The sequence below is a fragment of the Bradyrhizobium sp. BR 1433 genome, from assembly GCF_051547665.1.
Lineage (GTDB): Bacteria > Pseudomonadota > Alphaproteobacteria > Rhizobiales > Xanthobacteraceae > Bradyrhizobium > Bradyrhizobium australafricanum.
Genome location: NZ_JBPUGG010000001.1, coordinates 3,138,138 through 3,156,022, shown reverse-complemented (window position 1 = coordinate 3,156,022; position 17,885 = coordinate 3,138,138). Strand labels below are relative to the sequence as shown.

General features: G+C 59.5%; 13 protein-coding genes and 5 pseudogenes. 5 read left to right on the top strand and 13 right to left on the bottom strand.

All coding sequences use genetic code 11. The features are described 5' to 3' along the window. The first annotated feature begins 87 nt into the window (after positions 1 to 87). Positions 88 to 1,218, top strand: a complete 1,131-nt coding sequence (locus ACSKB9_RS15535; RefSeq protein ID WP_438074143.1) for a CaiB/BaiF CoA transferase family protein — start codon at positions 88 to 90, stop codon at positions 1,216 to 1,218. A 248-nt stretch (positions 1,219 to 1,466) separates the two neighbouring features. Continuing rightward, positions 1,467 to 2,852 (top strand): FAD-dependent oxidoreductase, encoded by a 1,386-nt coding sequence (locus ACSKB9_RS15530; protein WP_438074142.1) that lies wholly within the window; start codon positions 1,467 to 1,469, stop codon positions 2,850 to 2,852. A gap of 48 nt (positions 2,853 to 2,900) precedes the next feature. On the opposite strand, the gene ACSKB9_RS15525 is transcribed toward ACSKB9_RS15530, so the two are convergent. From ACSKB9_RS15525 to ACSKB9_RS15510, 4 genes and pseudogenes are all read right to left on the bottom strand, one after another. Then, positions 2,901 to 3,770 (bottom strand): CaiB/BaiF CoA transferase family protein, encoded by an 870-nt coding sequence (locus ACSKB9_RS15525; protein ID WP_438074141.1) that lies wholly within the window; start codon positions 3,768 to 3,770, stop codon positions 2,901 to 2,903. Positions 3,771 to 3,961: 191 nt separating this feature from the next. Then, positions 3,962 to 4,728 (bottom strand): annotated as a pseudogene (locus ACSKB9_RS15520) (integrase core domain-containing protein); the annotation flags it as partial. Between the two features lie 64 nt (positions 4,729 to 4,792). After that, positions 4,793 to 5,929 carry an acyl-CoA dehydrogenase family protein gene (locus ACSKB9_RS15515; protein WP_438074140.1) on the bottom strand — a complete coding sequence of 379 codons (1,137 nt, stop codon included), beginning with the start codon at positions 5,927 to 5,929 and terminating at the stop codon, positions 4,793 to 4,795. Positions 5,930 to 6,112: 183 nt separating this feature from the next. After that, positions 6,113 to 6,895 (bottom strand): aspartate/glutamate racemase family protein, encoded by a 783-nt coding sequence (locus tag ACSKB9_RS15510; RefSeq protein WP_438074139.1) that lies wholly within the window; start codon positions 6,893 to 6,895, stop codon positions 6,113 to 6,115. Between the two features lie 604 nt (positions 6,896 to 7,499). On the opposite strand from ACSKB9_RS15510, the pseudogene ACSKB9_RS15505 reads away from it, so the two are divergent. Further along, positions 7,500 to 8,398, top strand: a pseudogene (locus ACSKB9_RS15505) (IS3 family transposase); the annotation flags it as partial. A gap of 121 nt (positions 8,399 to 8,519) precedes the next feature. Here the strand turns inward: ACSKB9_RS15505 and ACSKB9_RS15500 are convergent. The 7 genes and pseudogenes from ACSKB9_RS15500 to ACSKB9_RS15470 all read right to left on the bottom strand — a co-directional run. Then, a pseudogene (locus ACSKB9_RS15500) lies at positions 8,520 to 8,722 on the bottom strand (transposase); the annotation flags it as partial. A gap of 45 nt (positions 8,723 to 8,767) precedes the next feature. Continuing rightward, complete coding sequence (locus ACSKB9_RS15495) at positions 8,768 to 9,574, bottom strand: class I SAM-dependent methyltransferase (RefSeq protein WP_438074138.1); 807 nt, start codon at positions 9,572 to 9,574, stop codon at positions 8,768 to 8,770. A gap of 198 nt (positions 9,575 to 9,772) precedes the next feature. Then, on the bottom strand, positions 9,773 to 9,901 hold the full coding sequence (locus ACSKB9_RS15490; RefSeq protein WP_438074137.1) for a hypothetical protein: 129 nt from the start codon (positions 9,899 to 9,901) through the stop codon (positions 9,773 to 9,775). Positions 9,902 to 10,236: 335 nt separating this feature from the next. Further along, entirely contained in the window at positions 10,237 to 10,602 is a 366-nt protein-coding gene (locus ACSKB9_RS15485) for a dihydrodipicolinate synthase family protein (RefSeq protein WP_438074136.1), read from the bottom strand. 294 nt (positions 10,603 to 10,896) lie between these two features. After that, entirely contained in the window at positions 10,897 to 11,118 is a 222-nt protein-coding gene (locus tag ACSKB9_RS15480) for a hypothetical protein (RefSeq protein ID WP_438080232.1), read from the bottom strand. A 551-nt stretch (positions 11,119 to 11,669) separates the two neighbouring features. Beyond that, entirely contained in the window at positions 11,670 to 12,077 is a 408-nt protein-coding gene (locus tag ACSKB9_RS15475; RefSeq protein WP_438074135.1) for a hypothetical protein, read from the bottom strand. Beyond that, the gene (locus ACSKB9_RS15470) at positions 12,064 to 13,176 is read right to left on the bottom strand and encodes a recombinase family protein (protein ID WP_438074134.1); all 1,113 of its coding nucleotides are present in this window, start codon (positions 13,174 to 13,176) and stop codon (positions 12,064 to 12,066) included. Before ACSKB9_RS15470 ends, ACSKB9_RS15475 begins: the two co-directional genes overlap by 14 nt. Positions 13,177 to 13,752: 576 nt before the next feature. Here ACSKB9_RS15470 and ACSKB9_RS15465 point away from each other — a divergent pair. Beyond that, positions 13,753 to 13,890 (top strand): annotated as a pseudogene (locus tag ACSKB9_RS15465) (IS3 family transposase); the annotation flags it as partial. A 228-nt stretch (positions 13,891 to 14,118) separates the two neighbouring features. On the opposite strand, the pseudogene ACSKB9_RS15460 reads toward ACSKB9_RS15465, so the two are convergent. Then, positions 14,119 to 14,282 (bottom strand): annotated as a pseudogene (locus ACSKB9_RS15460) (IS110 family transposase); the annotation flags it as partial. Positions 14,283 to 14,407: 125 nt separating this feature from the next. On the opposite strand from ACSKB9_RS15460, the gene ACSKB9_RS15455 reads away from it, so the two are divergent. Next, complete coding sequence (locus ACSKB9_RS15455) at positions 14,408 to 14,659, top strand: integrase core domain-containing protein (RefSeq protein ID WP_438080230.1); 252 nt, start codon at positions 14,408 to 14,410, stop codon at positions 14,657 to 14,659. 364 nt (positions 14,660 to 15,023) lie between these two features. Here the strand turns inward: ACSKB9_RS15455 and ACSKB9_RS15450 are convergent, their stop codons facing one another. After that, positions 15,024 to 16,298, bottom strand: a complete 1,275-nt coding sequence (locus ACSKB9_RS15450; RefSeq protein WP_438074133.1) for a glycoside hydrolase family 28 protein — start codon at positions 16,296 to 16,298, stop codon at positions 15,024 to 15,026. Between the last annotated feature and the right edge of the window lie 1,587 nt (positions 16,299 to 17,885).

Below are 17,885 nucleotides of genomic sequence, written 5' to 3'. Positions count from 1 at the left end.
AGCGCGGGCAGGGTTGTGCTGGTCGACGAAAATTTGGTGGGCGCTGCGCTAATGGGTATGGAAGTTTAAAACAGAAAGGATTGATCGATGGGCGTTCTGAAGGGGATGAAGGTCGTCGAAATCGCAGGACTCGGGCCCGGCCCCTTTTGCGGCATGTTGCTCGCCGACCTCGGCGCGGACGTGATCGCAGTTGAACGTCCGGCTGCCAATGCAGACCACCCCAGGCCTTCGGAGATATATAACCGCGGAAAGCGCTCGATCATTCTGGACCTCAAGAAGCCGGGAGCAGCCGACATCGTATTGCAGCTTGTCGAGGGCGCCGACGCGCTGATCGAAGGCATGCGACCGGGCGTTATGGAGCGGCTTGGACTGGCCCCGGACGTTTGCCTCGCACGCCGCCCATCCCTTGTCTATGCCCGCATGACCGGCTGGGGTCAGTCCGGCCCGCTGGCACAGACTGCGGGACACGACCCCAACTACGTTGCTCTTTCAGGCGCGCTGTGGCTCGCCACCGCGCCTGGCCATCGGCCGGAGCCGCCCCCGACCCTGCTGGGCGACGTCGGCGGCGCGCTCTATCTCGCTATCGGAATCCTTGCTGGCGTTCTGCGCGCGCGCAAGGATGGACGCGGCCAGATCGTGGACGTCGCGATGGTCGACGGCTCCGCACACATGCTCAATCTAATCCTCTCAATCATCCGGGATCGCGGCGGAAACTTCGAGTGCGGCAAGCCGGCCTCTGACGCCAGGCACTTTGCCCGCTCCTATCGCTGCTCCGACGGCGAATGGATCAATATCGTCCCAGTCGAGCCGCAGTTCTACGCCGAACTCATCAAACGCCTCGGCCTCGATCACGATCAGCGCTTCGTGAAGGGGCAGGGCGATCCTAAGGCTTGGCCGGCTCTTTCGGGCGAGTTCACGGCGCTATTCGCGAGCAAGACGCGTAGCGAATGGTGCGGATTGCTGGAAGGCACCAACGCCTGTTTCGCGCCCGTGCTATCTCCACCAGAGGCAGCTGTCCACCCGCACAACGTCGCGCGCAGCGTCTATGTGATTGTCGACGGCGTATTGCAGGCTGCGCCGGCGCCCCGGTTCTCGGCCACACCATCGGCCGAGCCGGCGCCCGTGCCGTTGCGCGGGGCCCATACGCACGACGTGCTTTCTGAACTCCGGCTCACTCCGCAGCAAGTGGATCGATTGATGAAGTCGAGCGCGCTATAGTCAGGTGGTCAAAGGTGGATTTCAGATGAGCCTGTGCCACGCATATGTCTCGTCCGTGGAGCAAAAGGCCCTACGGCGTCTCGGCGAGGCGCTCGATAGGCGTTTAGCGAAAAGAATTCGACAAACGGTTCCCTCGTTATTGCCGCGTAAGCGCCCAATCACCGTTCCGAACGCCACTCTCGCCGGAGATACGAATCCCAGTCACGGTGGAGCACATCGCGTGAGTCCCCGCGATTGATTTGACTCCAGTGTTCGGCAAATATCCTGAAATCAATGCCTCCGCTGACCTTCTCGTGGTCGGTGCCGGACCGGCCGGAATCGCTGCCGCGCTTGATGGCGCGCGAAGTGGGGCCAAGGTTACGCTGGTCGACGAAAATCCGATAAGCGCTGCACTGATGGGTATGGACGTGCCGCTCTTTTACGGCCAGCGCATGACCACAGCGGTGCAGCAAAAGGAGCGCATGGTCGAGCAGCTTCTGAAATCCAACCCTGGCATCGAGGCAGCCTTCGAGGCCGGAGTCGAGGTCCTGCTCGGCACCTATGTGTGGGGCGCGTTCGTCAATGGACCGGGTGTCCAGTCGCTGCCCGGGCGGATCGCGGGGCTGGCCGACGAAACACGCGCCTGGCTGCTGCGTTTCGACCGGATCGTCATCGCGACCGGCGCGCGCGACCTTGTCCTGTCCTTCCGGGGCGCCGAGCTGCCCGGCGTGATGGGAGCGAATGCGATGAACGCGCTCCTTTCCCGCTACGACGCGTTCGACGGACATCGCCTCGTCGTGTTGGGTTCAGGTGCGCTGGCGCTCACGACGGCGCTGGCGGCACGGGATCGCGGGCTTGATATTGCTGCCATCGTCGAGGTGCGCGACGAACCTCAAGGGCCGCCTGAGCTTGTCGCTGAACTCACCCGGCGAGGTGTGCAGATCCTGACCTCGGACGTTATTGTCGAGGCACGGGGTGGTGTTGCCGGCGTCACTGAAGCGATCCTCGTTGATCTCGACAATGGGGCCGAACGCGTTATCGCCTGCGACACAGTCTGCCTAGCCATCGGCCTTGTGCCTAACATCGAGCTGGTCGACGTGCTCGGCTGCAAGTTGGTGGCGTCGAGCCAACGCGGAGGCCATGTTCCGGTACTGGACGAAAACGGCCAGGCCAGCCTTCCCGGCGCATATGTCGTCGGCGACGCCGCGGGGGTCGATGACGGCGGCGACGCCTATCGCATCGACTGGATGCAGGCGCTCGAGAAGACGGGCGGCGGCGATGTGAAGATCTGCCTCTGCGAAGAGGTCACACGGGCCGAGCTTGCGGGCGTGAAGCCGCCGCGCTATCTCGGTCCCCGCCCACAAAAGATCGAGAACCGCAGCCTTGCGACGATGCTGGGCGACGGCCCGCTCAATCACGATCAGATGAAGCGGTTGACCAGGGTCAGCATGGGCGCCTGTCAGGCACGTCGCTGCCGCGAACAGGTCGCGCTGAAGCTCGCTCTGGTGGCCGGTGTGACGCCTGGCGAGATTCCCCTTGCCGGTTATCGCGCGCCTGTCAGGCCGCTGCCGCTGAACGTCCTGGCGACGATCGACGAATCCTCCGAAATGCGTGAGCATTGGGAAAGGTGGCTTGGCGTACCAGGAAAGTTATGACAGCATTGGTGCTCTCTGCGAGAGCCCACCTCGATTTGCGCTTCGGACTCAACATGATTCGCTACGCGTCTTGCTCGCGAATAGCGCCGTGAACTCGCCCGAAAGAGCCGGCCAAGCCTTAGGATCGCCCTGCCCCTTCACGAAGCGCTGATCGTGATCGAGGCCGAGGCGTTTGATGAGTTCGGCGTAGAACTGCGGCTCGACTGGGACGATATTGATCCATTCGCCGTCGGAGCAGCGATAGGAGCGGGCAAAGTGCCTGGCGTCAGAGGCCGGCTTGCCGCACTCGAAGTTTCCGCCGCGATCCCGGATGATTGAGAGGATTAGATTGAGCATGTGTGCGGAGCCGTCGACCATCGCGACGTCCACGATCTGGCCGCGTCCATCCTTGCGCGCGCGCAGAACGCCAGCAAGGATTCCGATAGCGAGATAGAGCGCGCCGCCGACGTCGCCCAGCAGGGTCGGGGGCGGCTCCGGCCGATGGCCAGGCGCGGTGGCGAGCCACAGCGCGCCTGAAAGAGCAACGTAGTTGGGGTCGTGTCCCGCAGTCTGTGCCAGCGGGCCGGACTGACCCCAGCCGGTCATGCGGGCATAGACAAGGGATGGGCGGCGTGCGAGGCAAACGTCCGGGGCCAGTCCAAGCCGCTCCATAACGCCCGGTCGCATGCCTTCGATCAGCGCGTCGGCGCCCTCGACAAGCTGCAATACGATGTCGGCTGCTCCCGGCTTCTTGAGGTCCAGAATGATCGAGCGCTTTCCGCGGTTATATATCTCCGAAGGCCTGGGGTGGTCTGCATTGGCAGCCGGACGTTCAACTGCGATCACGTCCGCGCCGAGGTCGGCGAGCAACATGCCGCAAAAGGGGCCGGGCCCGAGTCCTGCGATTTCGACGACCTTCATCCCCTTCAGAACGCCCATCGATCAATCCTTTCTGTTTATGCCGCAGCAAGGCTGCGGTTCGGGCTGGCCTCAGCTCAGTTCAAGCCGAGAAGTGAGCAACCGAGCCTAGCGAGCGCCGAGGCGACAACCAACAATCCGATACGGGCATGCGTGCGATGACAATGTCGCCCGCGCATGAGCCACTGACCGCGGCGCACTCACCAGTCGATCAGTCCTTTCGGCCGCCGAGCGTAGTTGTAGGCGGGATGAAGTCGGCAAGGTGAACTTCGAGCTGATCGTGTCGATCATAATAGCAGCGTTGGACGATCGCTTACTTGATGGTGTGGTTCATGCGCTCGACCTGACCATTGGTCCAGGGATGCTTGACCTTCTTCAGCCGGTGCCCGATCTCCCGTTTTCCCGACATCGCATAATATATGCGTCACGTATCTTGCCGTCGGGTGGTCCGCATAGCGCGGTGTGAACGTGAACTGGATTCCATTGTCGGTGAGCACCGTGTGGATTTTTTAGGGACAGCCGCGATTAGAGTCTCGAGGAAGGCAAGGCTTCTTGACCAGTTGCACGAAGGTGAACTAGCTGGTGCGGTGGATTGCGACGTAGAGGTAGAGCTTGCCTTCAGCGGTCTGGAGCTCAGCGCCGTCGATGTGGAAATAGCCGATTGGATAAGCCTTCTCTGGCAATCGTTGGTGCCGTGCTGGCAGCAGCGATACAGGGATGACCGAGTGAGATGCGGGATGATCGACTGCTGTGGATAGAGGCAATCGTCGAGTGGAAGCACCGTATGTAATCGGAAAGCGACGATGGTCGGCCTCCTCCTCAATGGAAAGGATGGTCGACCTGGCTTCTTCTACTTCGCGATAGCCTTCGGGTTGACCCCATAGCCCTTGGCGAGTGCTCTCAGGCTCTCTTGACTATTTTGTATTGCTCGACGGACCGGCTCCATCGTGGTGGCGCCACCGTGCACAACTTGTCCCATCGCGCATCCCTCGAATCGTGCGACATGAATGCACCATCAACGCTTGGGGCTAAACACCTGGCGCTTACGCCAATAGATGGCGGGCGAGCACGCGGTATTTGAGGACTTCGGTCGGGCCTGCCCAGACGCGCGACATGCGCTGTTTGTCGTACCAGTGCGCCAGCGGACTTCGACATGTGCAGCCCGCCGCACCGAGGATTTGGATGGCCCGGTCGATGACGCGGCCGACCATTTCACTGCAGGTCATCTTGATCATGCTTGCTTCGACGCGAGTATACTCGCCGCGATCATGTTTGTCCGCGCACGTGTACATCATCAGTCGCTTCTCTTGGATTTCGATCCATGAGTTGACGATCATCGACTGGATCGCTTGCTTCTCGCCCAGCGGGCTTCCGAATAGATCTCGCTGCTTGGCGTACTCGACCATCATATCGTAGCAGCGCTGGGCAATGCCGAGCGTCTTCGCGGCGCTGCCGAACCGGATCGGGTTCAGTGTGTCTTGTGCGCCTTTGAATCCGGCACCTTCCGTGCCGATGTGCGCGAGCTCGTCTACCTTGCAATCGGCAAAGATCAGCTGGTGCGTCGTGTACCCGCCGAGCATCGGTACCGCACGTGCGATGAGGCCGGGGTTGTCCTTCTCCACGGCGAAGATCGAAAGAGTGTTGGCAGTCTTCTCCTTTCCGGTGCGGACGAAAACGAACACTCGATCGGCATCGTTGAATTCGCTGATCCAGATCTTCGAGCCGTTGATGACCCAGCCGTCGCTGTCCGGCTTCGCGTGGGTCGAAATGTTGCGGGCCGGATCGGACCCGCCGCTAGGCTCGGTCAGCGCAAAGCACATCGGTTTAGCGCGGTCTGCCAGGAAGGGATCGAGGTAACGGGCTTTCTGCTCGCCCTTCAAATGAAGCAACTCGCGCAGACCGGCGACGTCGCCACCGAAGCTGATCGGCACTAGACATTTATGGTTTTCCTCGGTGACGGCGAGCCAATCGACCACTGAAAGGTCCGCGCCGCCAAGTTCGCGTGGCAGCCTGAGTTCCCACAGGCCAGCCTTGCGGGCCGCTTCACGTCCCGGCTCATTGTCCGTCCATTTCAGCGTCTCGCCCCTGAGCTTTCGCTTCTCGAGCCGCTCTTGGTGGTCCTTGACAATTCTTCGAACCAGATCGATGAGCGCCCGGGTCTCTTCCTTGAACTCGTACATGTCGTTTCTCGCTTCGTATTTGCAATGTCACAAGTCGACACGTCGGCAGCGCAGAGTGACTGCCGACCTTAGAATTGCAGGAGCGAGCATGAGTGCACAACGCGCATTTGTTGCCGTGATCGTCAGGATCATTGTTTGTTATATTCGCATCCCTGCATTCGAGTGTGTCGCTACGCATCACACTCACACATGCCCGTAGAAATCGCGATGAACAGAAACCGAATAGGCATAGTCTAGCAGCGTTGCCCAGCAGAACACGGGCATCTCGATTTCCCTCTGAACCGCCCGCGCGAAGGGCGGGAAGCCAGTGCATTCCAAGACCATCGCTCCCATGTTCGGATGCGCGGTCGCAAAATCCAGAGCCACTTTTACAAAGTCGCGCTCCGCCAGTTCGTAGTCCGCAGATGGGATTTCAGGGCGGATATCCTTGTTCCAGAGGCTTGCGAATTGCGGCGTCTTTCCGTCGTCCCCCGCTCCGTGGACGACATAGTTCGTTCCCAGCGTGACCCCAACCGAAGTCAAATGTCGGTCACTCAGGTAGCGCGCGACCGCCACGAGGATACCAACGACCTGGTCTTGCCCGATTACCATCTGTGCCAACGGCACCTGCAAGAGGCTAGACGCGAAGACAGGCACCTTGACCGCGCTCGCGATCTCCTTCTGGAACCACGCGAAATAGCCGCATTCCGCAGCGATGGCGCGGCAGCCCATTCGCTCAAGCTTGCGTGCCGCGTTCAGCACCGGCCTCAGAAGGTTCGCTTTGTCCTTACCGCGGAGCAAATTTTTGATGTCTACGCCTTCGGCGATCTCGTACTGGATTGGGAACGGATAGGCGCTGGCATTTCGCACATCGCCGGGAAAACCAGGATAAACCTCGTCGAGAAGAATGATCCCAAGGCCCATTCCGTAGCAGTAATTGTTGCTGCGGGCATACATCCGCTTAATAGCCGGGTCGTGCGCTGGCATGGTCATCGCTCCTATCGTCGTACTTGGCTGCTATGCGCGTGCCTCCGCCATCGTTGACGTCCTTTGCAACCGCTTCGGCCGCTATCGAGAAAATAATCGTTCACTACGACGCCCCCGACTTGGGAGCGGCAAAATGCCACGCGATGTGACCCTGCACCCCGACCGGCTCCGCTGATAAGGGCGACCTGCTTCCCAGATCAACCAGTTCACTTATAATCTTCCGGTCCTTCTCTTCCAGTATGGTTCGCGCAATTCGCCGCGCGTCCCCGGGACTGGTTGCTCTTGCACCATGCACGCAATCCAATCGAACGTAGTTGTACGGCGGATAGGACGACGTGGCCACCCTTGGTTACGACGGGCGCGCCCCCGAATTCCGGTAGTTGGCCCCGACTTGGACCTCGCAGTTATCCGCTCTTTGGCTGCACTAGCCCGTCTTATTCATGATGTGCGAGCATGAAGAGTGGCACATTTGCGTTGCGGGGCGGAGTCGCGCGGATGGGTTGCGGAGTTTTCCGCGATTTGGGTCGGACGTGGGGGAACGTGACCTGCCCCTGAGTATTTCCTCCAGATGGAGCTAGAGTTCGGCCTGAGCAAGGACGGACAGATGAAGCGAGCAAGGTTCACGGAAGAGCAGATTATCGCAGTGTTGAAGGAGCATGAGGCGAGGCGACGACAGCTGACCTGGCTCGCAAACACGGAGTCTCCGAAGCGACGATCTACAATTGGAAGGCCAAGTGCGGCGGCATGGAAGCTTCCGAGGCCAAGCGGCTGAAGTCGCTCGAGGAGGAGAACGCGAAGCTGAAGAAGCTTTTGGCCGAGCAGATGCTCGACGCGGCCGCCCTTCGCGAGCTCCTTTCAAAAAAAATGGTAGGGCCCGCCGCCAAGCGCGCCGCTGTGGCGCACCTGAAGGCCGTGATGGGCCTGTCGGAGCGACGGGCCTGCAAGATCGTCGACGCGGATCGGCGGATGATCCGTTACCGATCTTGCCGCCCTCCGGATACGGAGCTTCGTGCCCGGCTGCGCGACCTCGCTCACGAGCGCCGACGGTTCGGCTACCGTCGGCTATTCATCCTGCTGCGGCGGGAGGGCGAGACATCAGGCATCAACCGCATTCACCGGATCTATCGGGAAGAAGGGCTTACGGTCCGCAAGCGGCGGGCTCGCCGCAAGGCCATGGGGTGCCGGGCTGCGATCCTGGTGGAAGCGAAGCCGAATGCGCGCTGGTCGCTGGACTTCGTCCACGACTAGTTCGCCAATGGACGGCGCTTCCGCATCCTCAACATCGTCGACGATGTCACCAAGGAATGTCTGGGCGCCATTCCTGACACATCGATCTCGGGCCGGCGTGTGGCGCGGGAACTGACGATGATTGTCGCCCGGCGCGGCAAACCCGGCTTGATCGTCTCCGACAACGGCACCGAGCTCACCTGTAACGCCATGCTGGCCTGGTGCAAAGAAACTGGCATCGACTGGCACTTCATCGCACCGGGCAAGCCAATGCAACGCTCGGCTGCGCAACCCCGACCAGCTCCGCCGATCGCCCGTTGCTTCCACCGCGCCGCAAGGCGTACAACCCCCCGAGACTCTAACTGCCGCTGGATGAAAATTCAGGGGCAGGTCACCGGCTCCAACGGATGAAACGCTTGTAGAGCGTCTTGTGCGCCCGTAGCCTTTCGGTGCGTCCTTCCACTGCAGGCCGTTGCGGATGACATAGACAACGCCGCTCACGACGCGCCGGTCGTCAACTCTCGGCACGCCATGCACCAACGGAAAACACGGCGATATCCGCGCCATCTGGCGCTCGCTCAACAGAAACAGATCACCCATCAAAGTCTCCGAATCCGGAGACCTTGAACCACGCATCAATCAAAATTAATCGGTCCTGACCCTAGGTCTGTACCCAAGTAACGTTGTGACTTGACCTTGTTCAACAAAGAAACCGGATGGCGAATACGACAATAACAACCGACGAATACGCGTCGCAAACTCGTCACGACGAGGTCCGAGAGTACCCGGCGCAGCTAGAGACGTTGAGTAGAGGAAGCCAAGCAGGTCATCAATACTCCAGTGATGCTCGTAATAGTGACGAAGCTTTGTGATTTCGCCGAAATTGGAAGCGCGAAGGACTTCTTGACTAGACACCGTGTGTACAGGCCCAAAGGCTACGGGACCCGTCGGAAAGCTCCCTCCCCAGAACTCCTTGATGTCGCTCAACATCGCATTGTACCACTCTTTAGGTTCCGAGCGATTCAGCTTGCGGCTGAGGATCGCAACGCAGCCATCCAGTTTAAGCATTTGGGCTAGCTTTGCCAACACCGTCGCTCGATCCATGTAATGAAACGCACCCGCAATGATTGCGACATCAAATGACGACATTGGTTCGTTTAGGTCTTCAGATATCGACACTCGAAACTCTATGTTCTTCACTCCCAAGACCTCCGCCATTCGTCTTCCTTCCTGGACCATTTCGTCGCTTGGATCGACGGCAAGCACGTCCGCAACCGACCGCGCCAAGGGAATGCCGATCTGTCCCGTGCCGGCACCAAGATCGAGTGCACGACTCCTGTTGGAGAGGCTGCAAACCCGAACCAATGATCGGAAGAAGTCTTCCGGATACGGTACCGCGTGCCGCGCGTAGTAGGGCGCCGCACCACGAAACAACTCGCTCGCTGCGATCATACCTGGCTCCTTACATCTCGTCTTAATTTGCGCACGGGTTATTGAAAGGAACGATCGGCTAAAGCCTCCGAGTACGCGACGGCGAAGATGTTGACTGCCGCATACATTGGCGTGCTCTAACTCGCGTTACCCAACAGAGCGCGGAATTGACTGGCACGACAGTTTGAAGTCTGCGCGGCGGTCGCGCCGGAGACCCCATCATGCGCTCTCCATGAGGAAGGAGAGTTCGCGGCTAAAGCTGACCTGATAGTCCAGTACTTCTGCAAGCGACAAGTCAGCGTATCGATCCGGGCCGTTGGCGAGAACAGATTTTGGCTCACGTTGCATGCCGAGCTCCTTGCAGGAGACCATTAATCATGGCGACGCCTCATCAACCACTAGTTAGCATGCTTCTCATCTAGATAAATTACTAACGTTGGTAGTTGATGGGGCGCAATTTTTGATGTCGTCGCTAGACAATTGATGGAAGCCTCGGCCAAGCTCTTGCAATCACAAGATGTTCGGTCAAGTAAAACAAAAAAGCGCATGGCGTTCGATCAATCAGTGCGCCACGCGAGTTCATCTCGTTGCATTAAGTTGATCTTGCAGCCCGCCGCGCGGTGTTGAGATCTCGCGACGCGCTAAGCCCCTAATGTTCTTGCATTGTAGGGCCTTTCCGGCTGTTAAGCCGGTGTGGGGACGACGTCGACCGTCCCGTCCTTCAGCCTGACGAACTGCTCAGATTCCGCCAGGCGCACCAGGGTGTCATCCGCCAATTCGCGGTCAGCGCATGCAGGTCGTGCAGGATGTGGGCAATCCAGTTGAGTCGGCGATGGCGCGAAATGCGCGTGCCCATTCCGGATGGGCTTGTTGAAGAAAGGTACGACCGAAAGAACGGCATCTGCGCCGGCCGCTTGCGCGCGCTGATTCAGCAACCCGGTTGGCGGCGTTCGACCCAGTGCCCGCGATGATCCGGGCGCGCCCTCGCGCGCGATCTCAACAGCCGCACGGATGACGACGATGTCCCACTCTGTGTCCGAGAGAGTCACGCTTCGCCGGCAGTCTCGCAAACCACCAAACCGGGACGCCAGCTGCGATCTGGTGTTCGCATCTCTAACGCTCTCAGATCTATGCGGTCTGCCTCATCGAATGGAGTTGGGGTATGTAAACCCATCACCCAAGCAGAGGCGTCTGGTGAAGTTCCATGGTTTCGCTGTCTGTGATAGTCGCAATCTCCGACTTTGACGCGTGAGTCGACACTGTGTCGACAATCTGCTCGTCGGACGCGTAGCCGTTCGACCCTCCTCAATTGCGCCGATATCAGGCCACGCGCCTCGTGCCGGCTATGTATGAATATCGAGCTCGATTTCACGCGAGACCTCAAAGATGTTCTCTGGATGTTGGCCATTCTCGAGCAGCGCGTATTTGAACGCTTGAGCGCGGTTCACGAACAGGCCCCCAAAGAAGCCGTTTCGTTCGCGCGCGACCCAGTTGCCACGACGATTCCGGCCAACAAAGACGACGGTCGACGCTGCGGAGCTGCACGAAGGAGATTTGACATCCACACTCACAATCCCTCCATAACTTCGAAGGGGATGCCCTCAACCGACACGTCCCACATCCATTATGTATCTGTTCAAAAGTCGCACCTTGCAGGATGCTTGATCTACTGCGCTCAAGTATCGGCCTCATCGAATATGAATTCGAAGGTAAAGCCATGCCGATCCTGCAACAGTAAAGGGTTACATCCTGCGCAAAACGTCAGCGGCATCAATTGGTGCTGGTGACGCGACCCCCGAGCCGTCGATTCCTGAATCGTCACCGCCTACAACTTTCGACGTTTTAATAGCGAACCGGTCATCGATGGTGAAGCATACAGAAAAAAGGGTAGGAAATCCTACTACCATTTCTGGAGGGAATCGCAAGATCGCTCTCGCTTTACATATTAGTTCAACATCATCTTGGGGGGCATGAGACTGGAGACTTAGAGCAATGTTGTGCTCACTCACAGCCGAACTCGACTTGATACTCGATCGGGCAGCCATTGATAGCGTCCACGACACCTTCGTACCGCGCCTGAAGTTGAAAGTGCAGCTGTCGGCCACAACCTCGTGGATCAGGGTGCGTACGATGCGTTTCTTGAGACGGGCATCGGTGTCGGCGCTGACCAGACGGTTCGCAGGTTCGACGCCAGGACGCCGAGCGAGGGGGGAGCAACGGCGGGAGGGGGTGTCCTCGCATTATGCGCGGCAAGTTTGCCCTCGGCCTCCGCCACATGGACGAGCGTCCTGTTCCAGCGCGCTTCAAGCTCGCTCGCCACCAGCCGGTTCGTGGGGTCAGCCGCATCGTATTGCCGGAAGGCCCGGTCGGCGGCATAGCGCGCTGCTTCGAGGTCGCGACTGAGAGCATCGCGCGCCTGATCGCGCCGTTCTCCGACTTTATTGGCGGCAGCGATTGTAGCGGCGATAGCCCCCGGACCGATGACGCCAAGCAGCGCTTCCTCGATCGCATCATCGTCGCGCAATCCGCCGAAGGCGATGCAGTGTATCCACCCAGGCGCGGCTGCAGTTGTAGCGCGGGATACGGTGCTTCATGCTGGAGTACCGGAGTGTGAGCTTGCGGCCGCAGCGCTTGCACCGGATCAGACCGGTCAGCAGCGCGTCACCATGCTTGGGCGCGCCGTGATGCCGACTGGTGGGAACGTTGCTGCTGACCATGGTGCGAATCGCCTCGAACCTCTCCCAGCTCACATACCCTTCGTGGCTGTCGGGCGTCAGCGTCAGCCATTCGGTCCGCGCCTTGCGGCGGATCTTCACGCTCACGCCCGCGGTGCCGTATCCCGCCGCCACAGCCGTCTTACCATAGGCATATGCGCCGCCGTAGACCGGGTTCTCAATGATCCGGTGGATGGCCGAGTAGCTCGGTCGCCGCCAGGCGGTGTCGCCGTTGCTCTGCTTCAACGGTAGATCGAGGTTGTACTCGTGGAGCCAGCAGAGCGCCTGTCGCGCGCTGCCCAGTTCCTCGACCTTGTCGAACACCAGCTTGATCGCTTGCGGGACACGCCGATCCGGATCCTTCTCATAACGGTCGCCAGCCTTCATGAAGCCGACGGGTGCTGCCACAACCAACTCGCCCCGGCGCGCCTTCTCGTAGCGGGCCGAGAGCGAGCGCTGGCGTAACAGATCCAACTCGTACTCGTTGAGGCTGCCCTTGAGCCCGAGCAGCAGGCGGTCGTCGCCGTGCCGCGGCGCATAAATGGTCTCCTGATCGACCAGAACGGTATCGACCACGCGGCACATCTCGATGAGTTGCTGCCAATCCCGGCTGTTGCGAGCGAAGCGCGAGACCTCGCGGGCGCAAACCGCACCAACCTTACCGAGAAGACAAACCTCCGCTACCATTCGCTCGAAGCCGGCGCGTTGAACCGCGCCGGCGGCCGAACGACCGAGATCATCATCGATCACTTCGATCTCGGACCATCCGAGCGCCGTCAGCCGGTCCCGCATGGCGTATTGCAATGCGCTGCTCTCGCGATTGTGCAACACCTGATGTGCCGAGGATTGACGCACGTAAAGAAGTGCCTTGCGCTCCAGATGATGAGGTCTGACCTTGTCAGAGATCATGATCGGCCTCCTTCGCGGGCGTCATCGCTGCCGTCGCAGCATGCTCGAGGATCAACTGCGTCATCAGGCTCGTGAGGGCCGCCCGCGTTTCCGCCGGCAGTTCCGGCTACCCGGGCGCGCCGATGGCGCCGTGCGAAAGGCCGCTCCCGAACAGATCCATCTGCTGCGGCCGCGGTTGTCGATTGTGTCGGTATCCGCTCCCTGGCTTTGCCGTCTCGCGCGACATGAGGCTCTCCCCAATTCTGGTCGTGAGAGGCTCTAGATGCGCCCGAAAGCAGGGCAGCTGATGGCGTTCGATCCCCCAACGCCAGTTCGAGAAGCGCAGAGAGCGCCGCAAGTGCATCAATGCTAGCAAACGGCTGAACTGTCAAAAGCTCGGCGTCAGGGCATACCGGCCGGTCGAACATCCATGCTGGAATTTCCAGCCACGATCCGCTTGCGACCCGTCCAGGGTGCAGCGAAAAACGACATCATTAGCCTTGCCGACAGTCCCATGAACGCAAACTCGGCGACCACACCAAGGGTGATGCCGATAAAGAACCAGAACGGTCCTGTGGGCGTTCTCAAACGTTGTTGTACAACGATGCACGACCACACTCGCAGCTCGGGTGGAAGACGCCCCCCGAGTTCGCCTTCATTTGTCACCCGCGCCGGGATCTGGCGCTGCGCTATGCCGAAAGCTCCGCGCCAGCTCCCGTCGCTCCCACCGCCTAACCGGGAAAATCCAACCGCCGGGGTGAACTCAAGATAAAATCTGTGGGGCAAGGTCAAACGCAATCGAGCCAGAAGCGTCAGGTGAAAGCAGTATCCCATGCAGTTCCCGGCTCGTTCAAGATCACCCGGACAAGGCGAGCCATCTTAGCTGCTAGAGCGACAACGGCCTTGTTTCGGATGCACCCGAGCTTGGAGAGCGTGCAGCAGATCGAGTTTGAGTATTCCAGCGTGCAGCGCTTGAAGATCGACCTGATCGGATTCTTTCGCGACGACGAAGCTCATTGTCGGCCGTGTCGCTGCCTCTGCGAACGCTTCGGCGTCGATGATATCGTTCTTTTTGGCTTCACGTAAGGCATCACGAACTGCGCGAGAATCAAGCGCACTTTGTGACCAATTGCCTCTGTCTTCCGGGCAAGCCATTGTGAACTGTCGCAGGATTCCGTGCCGACTACGCGTGGCTCTGCGCGTACAAAAAACTAAAGAAGAGTGTCTCGTCGAAAGCGAACTCTCTGAACAGATGTGCCTTCGGAGCTCAGGCCGACGACACCTGCAATGCCATGCTCGTCTAGATCAAGGACGCCGGTCATCGGCTGGCGCTTCATCGCGCCGAGAAAAGCCGATGCAGAATGGGTCCATTGAGAGTTTAAACGGCCAGATGCGCGATGAACTGCTCAATGAGAGCGTGTATTGTTCAATCTGGATTACACTCGTGCCAAGAATGCCAACTGAATCGCCGACTACACTATCCGGTGGCCTCACTCGTCGCTGAGATACATGACCCCGCGGCCTATGCCGCACACCTCACCGCAACAGCTGCACAATCCGGCGGTCGTGGGAAAATCGCACCAACGATGATGCAACACACCGCGGAACGAGTATCCTTCCAAGATGTTGGTCAGCCTCGCCTTACTCATTACCTTCGCTGCGGATCGTGTAAGCACGCCAGTTGGGCTGAAGATGGTCGAGATCCGTGCCTCGCCACCCAATGTCTCGACTGCCGCATCGACAGTTTTCAGGGGCCTCATTGTTAAGAACGCCACCGGGAAAAACGTTGCGATAACGAAACAGACCTGCATCATCGTATGGTCACAACCGAAAAGGCGCACGCCATCCAAGGCCCGTGAGCCAACGAGTCAAAATCTTTGCTTTCCGGTATTAGGTACCGGTCCCCCAGTTCGATCCAGCAAGGGCGGTGATACGCCGGAGCTTCCTACGGTCACATCTGCATTTTCTATCTGCCAAGTAGCGCTATCGGCAAATCGCACATCATCCAGCGTAATCTCGAGGGCATGATCCTGGTCCAGCCCCCGCATTACCAACGTACCATCATCGCCATGCACATGACGCAGAACGATCTTGTGATAGACCGGAATTATGTCTCCTCGGGTGCGAGGATTGTAGTGTGCATCGAATATGATCGGCCACCGGTTGCCGCGCAGGCGCACATTCTCATAGACCACCTTCTCCACCAGTCCGCCCCGGCTGGCATCGCTCTTGATGCGCAAGCCCGTCGTCGTGCCGTCGAGGTTAAGGCCGCGCACCAGTATGTCGCTGACACCAGAGCTCGCCTCGTTGCGGATCGACATGCCTTGCCCCCAGCCAAAGCAGTTATTGATGATGGAGACATAGCGCGTGGGAGCTTCGTTGCCGGCCTCGATCGCCACATTATCGTCTCCCGTACGGATGAAGCTGTGCGCGATGGTCACGTCCTGGCTGGCGGCTACATAAATGCCGTCGGTGTTGCGGGCGTTGGCCGGTGCATCAATGGTTACGTCCCAAAAGGTGGCACCTTCGATCCGGTTCATCGCCACGTGGAAATTGGGCGCATTGCGCAAGGTGATACCGTGAAAGGTAATGTCCTTCGCATGGTCGATCTGGATCAAGCGCGGGACGTTCTGCTTGCCACCTTCGACTTGCGCACGGAAGGCCAATTGCCACCAAGGTCCGGTGCTGCCCACCGCGAACGCGCCGCCCAGGCCATCGATGATGCCGTCACCATAGATGCCGCCGCCATACGTTTTGGAAAAGCTGATGAGCGGCCGACAACCGTCGCCCTTCTCATCAATGGTACCACAACTTCCCGAACCTTTATCATAGGCAGTCGGCTCGGGTATGGCAAAGAGCGTGGCATTGCGCTCGATCCAGAGCGTAACGTCCGATTTCATATCGAGTGGACCCGACCGGAACTCCCCGCCCGACAAATAGACGGCTGCGCCAACGGGGCACTGGTCAATGGCGTCTTGCAGCTTGGCTGTGTCGTTCTTGCCGGAGGGCCTTAAGCGGGCGCAGACCTGTCTAGGGGCGACAGGTTCGGCAACAGTGCGGCGGTCTTGCGCTTGAGCGGTGGGGCAAAGAGCGATGGCGGCGACCGTGGACAGTACTGCCCGGTAGCGGAAAAGGTTTATCATGAACACCACCCTCGTGCGTTTGCGCCATCTAGGCGACGTGATCTGTCTCGGGGCCGAGCGCCAACCTACTTCTCGTTCGCAGCCAGGGAAGCTTGCCAAAAAACGCCAAAGGTTCGGCTAACGCTGCTCCTTCGCTTCCCAATTGCAAAGCCTAGGTGCTCAGGCTTGGTCTCGACGCAAAGTCCGCGGCTCCCGCGAATTGGTCCTGATGTTGAACTCGACGGCGCGCAGTCTCCAACCATTCCTGGGGAGCAAGTGTAGGCCGACAGGGCCGGATTGTAGCCAATAGGCAGTCCACAGGCCGTAATTCTTCTCCGCAGGCTGTGCCGACATCGGTGGTGTTCCCAAGTGGGTGACGTGCAACAGTATGACAGCCGCAAGAACTCGTTGGCGCGAAAAAGGGATGTCCGAGCATTCGATGTTGTTGTTTCCACGGCGTTGATTGCGGCGCGGGAGATTTCGGGAACACCCCCGCATGTCGTGATTGCGGCTCTCGGTTCGTGAGCGCACGTCAGAGCCAAGTCGCGGCCTGCGGGCTGCGGAACGTCGCCGATCTCATCCATATTTGCGTTGCCCACCAGTGCGGTGCGGGCCATCAAGGGTACGGTCGCCATGCCCAGTATCGTGGTCGTCCCGGAAGTGCAACTCTTCATGGTACTTTTCGTCGCATTAGATGTCGGGTCCTGCGGCGGACAACTCCAATAAACAGGGAGCTGGACGATGTTGGCAAGAAGCGCTGCAAGAGCTGGGCCAATCGCCCGATGCTCCTGAGACATGAGAGCCGCTGCTTGGACGGCTCGTCAGAGCGAGCGGCAGTAGCTCCTTTCTGTCCGAAGGCAAACGGGTGCTTGATTGTATCCGCCAACATGTTGCGGACACGACATTGCAGACGAATAAGCGCAACAAACTTCACAGTTTCGCACTGGCCCAAACCTGCGGCGCTACACGCCGCACGGAGAGAGCAGGCGGCGATACGATCAGGAGCGCGTTTGGGGCTCAACCTGCCACGCGTGATGCGGCTATCCGCGAGTCCGCGACGACCGCACCTTGTGCATCAAACATTGATGCCGCGTTCACGCCTGTATCGGAAAGGATAATGAAGGATAGTCCGCTGCATAAGAGCAAAAGGTCAGCCACCCGGCGGCCTATGACGGGGACGATGCGCTCGTTTCGTCAGTTTGAAAGTGAGACTTCCGCAATTATGCGAAACCCACGGTTATGCAGAGGCCGCGGCGGAATGTTGCAGCCGCCGCGGCTTTTCTCGTAGACCTTGCTCCGCATATTCCGGCCTGTGTTTGACCGTGCTCAGCAAGGCGAGCAGCCTGTCAGGCGCGGGAAGCGTCCGGACTTCCGCATCGGCGGCACCATGGCAGCGAGCGCTTCGAGCATTTCAGTCGGGTAGCGCGCAGGCAGACCTCGGTACTTTGCACGTTGGCGTGTCCGAGCCAGAGCGAGACCTTGCGCACATAACGGGTTGCCAGCAGGATATGCATCACGCAGGTATGCCTGATATATCGATCAATATATAGCCGGCACTCCCTCGCCATGAAGCTTCTCTGGTCGGGCGTGAATCTCTTCACGATCCAA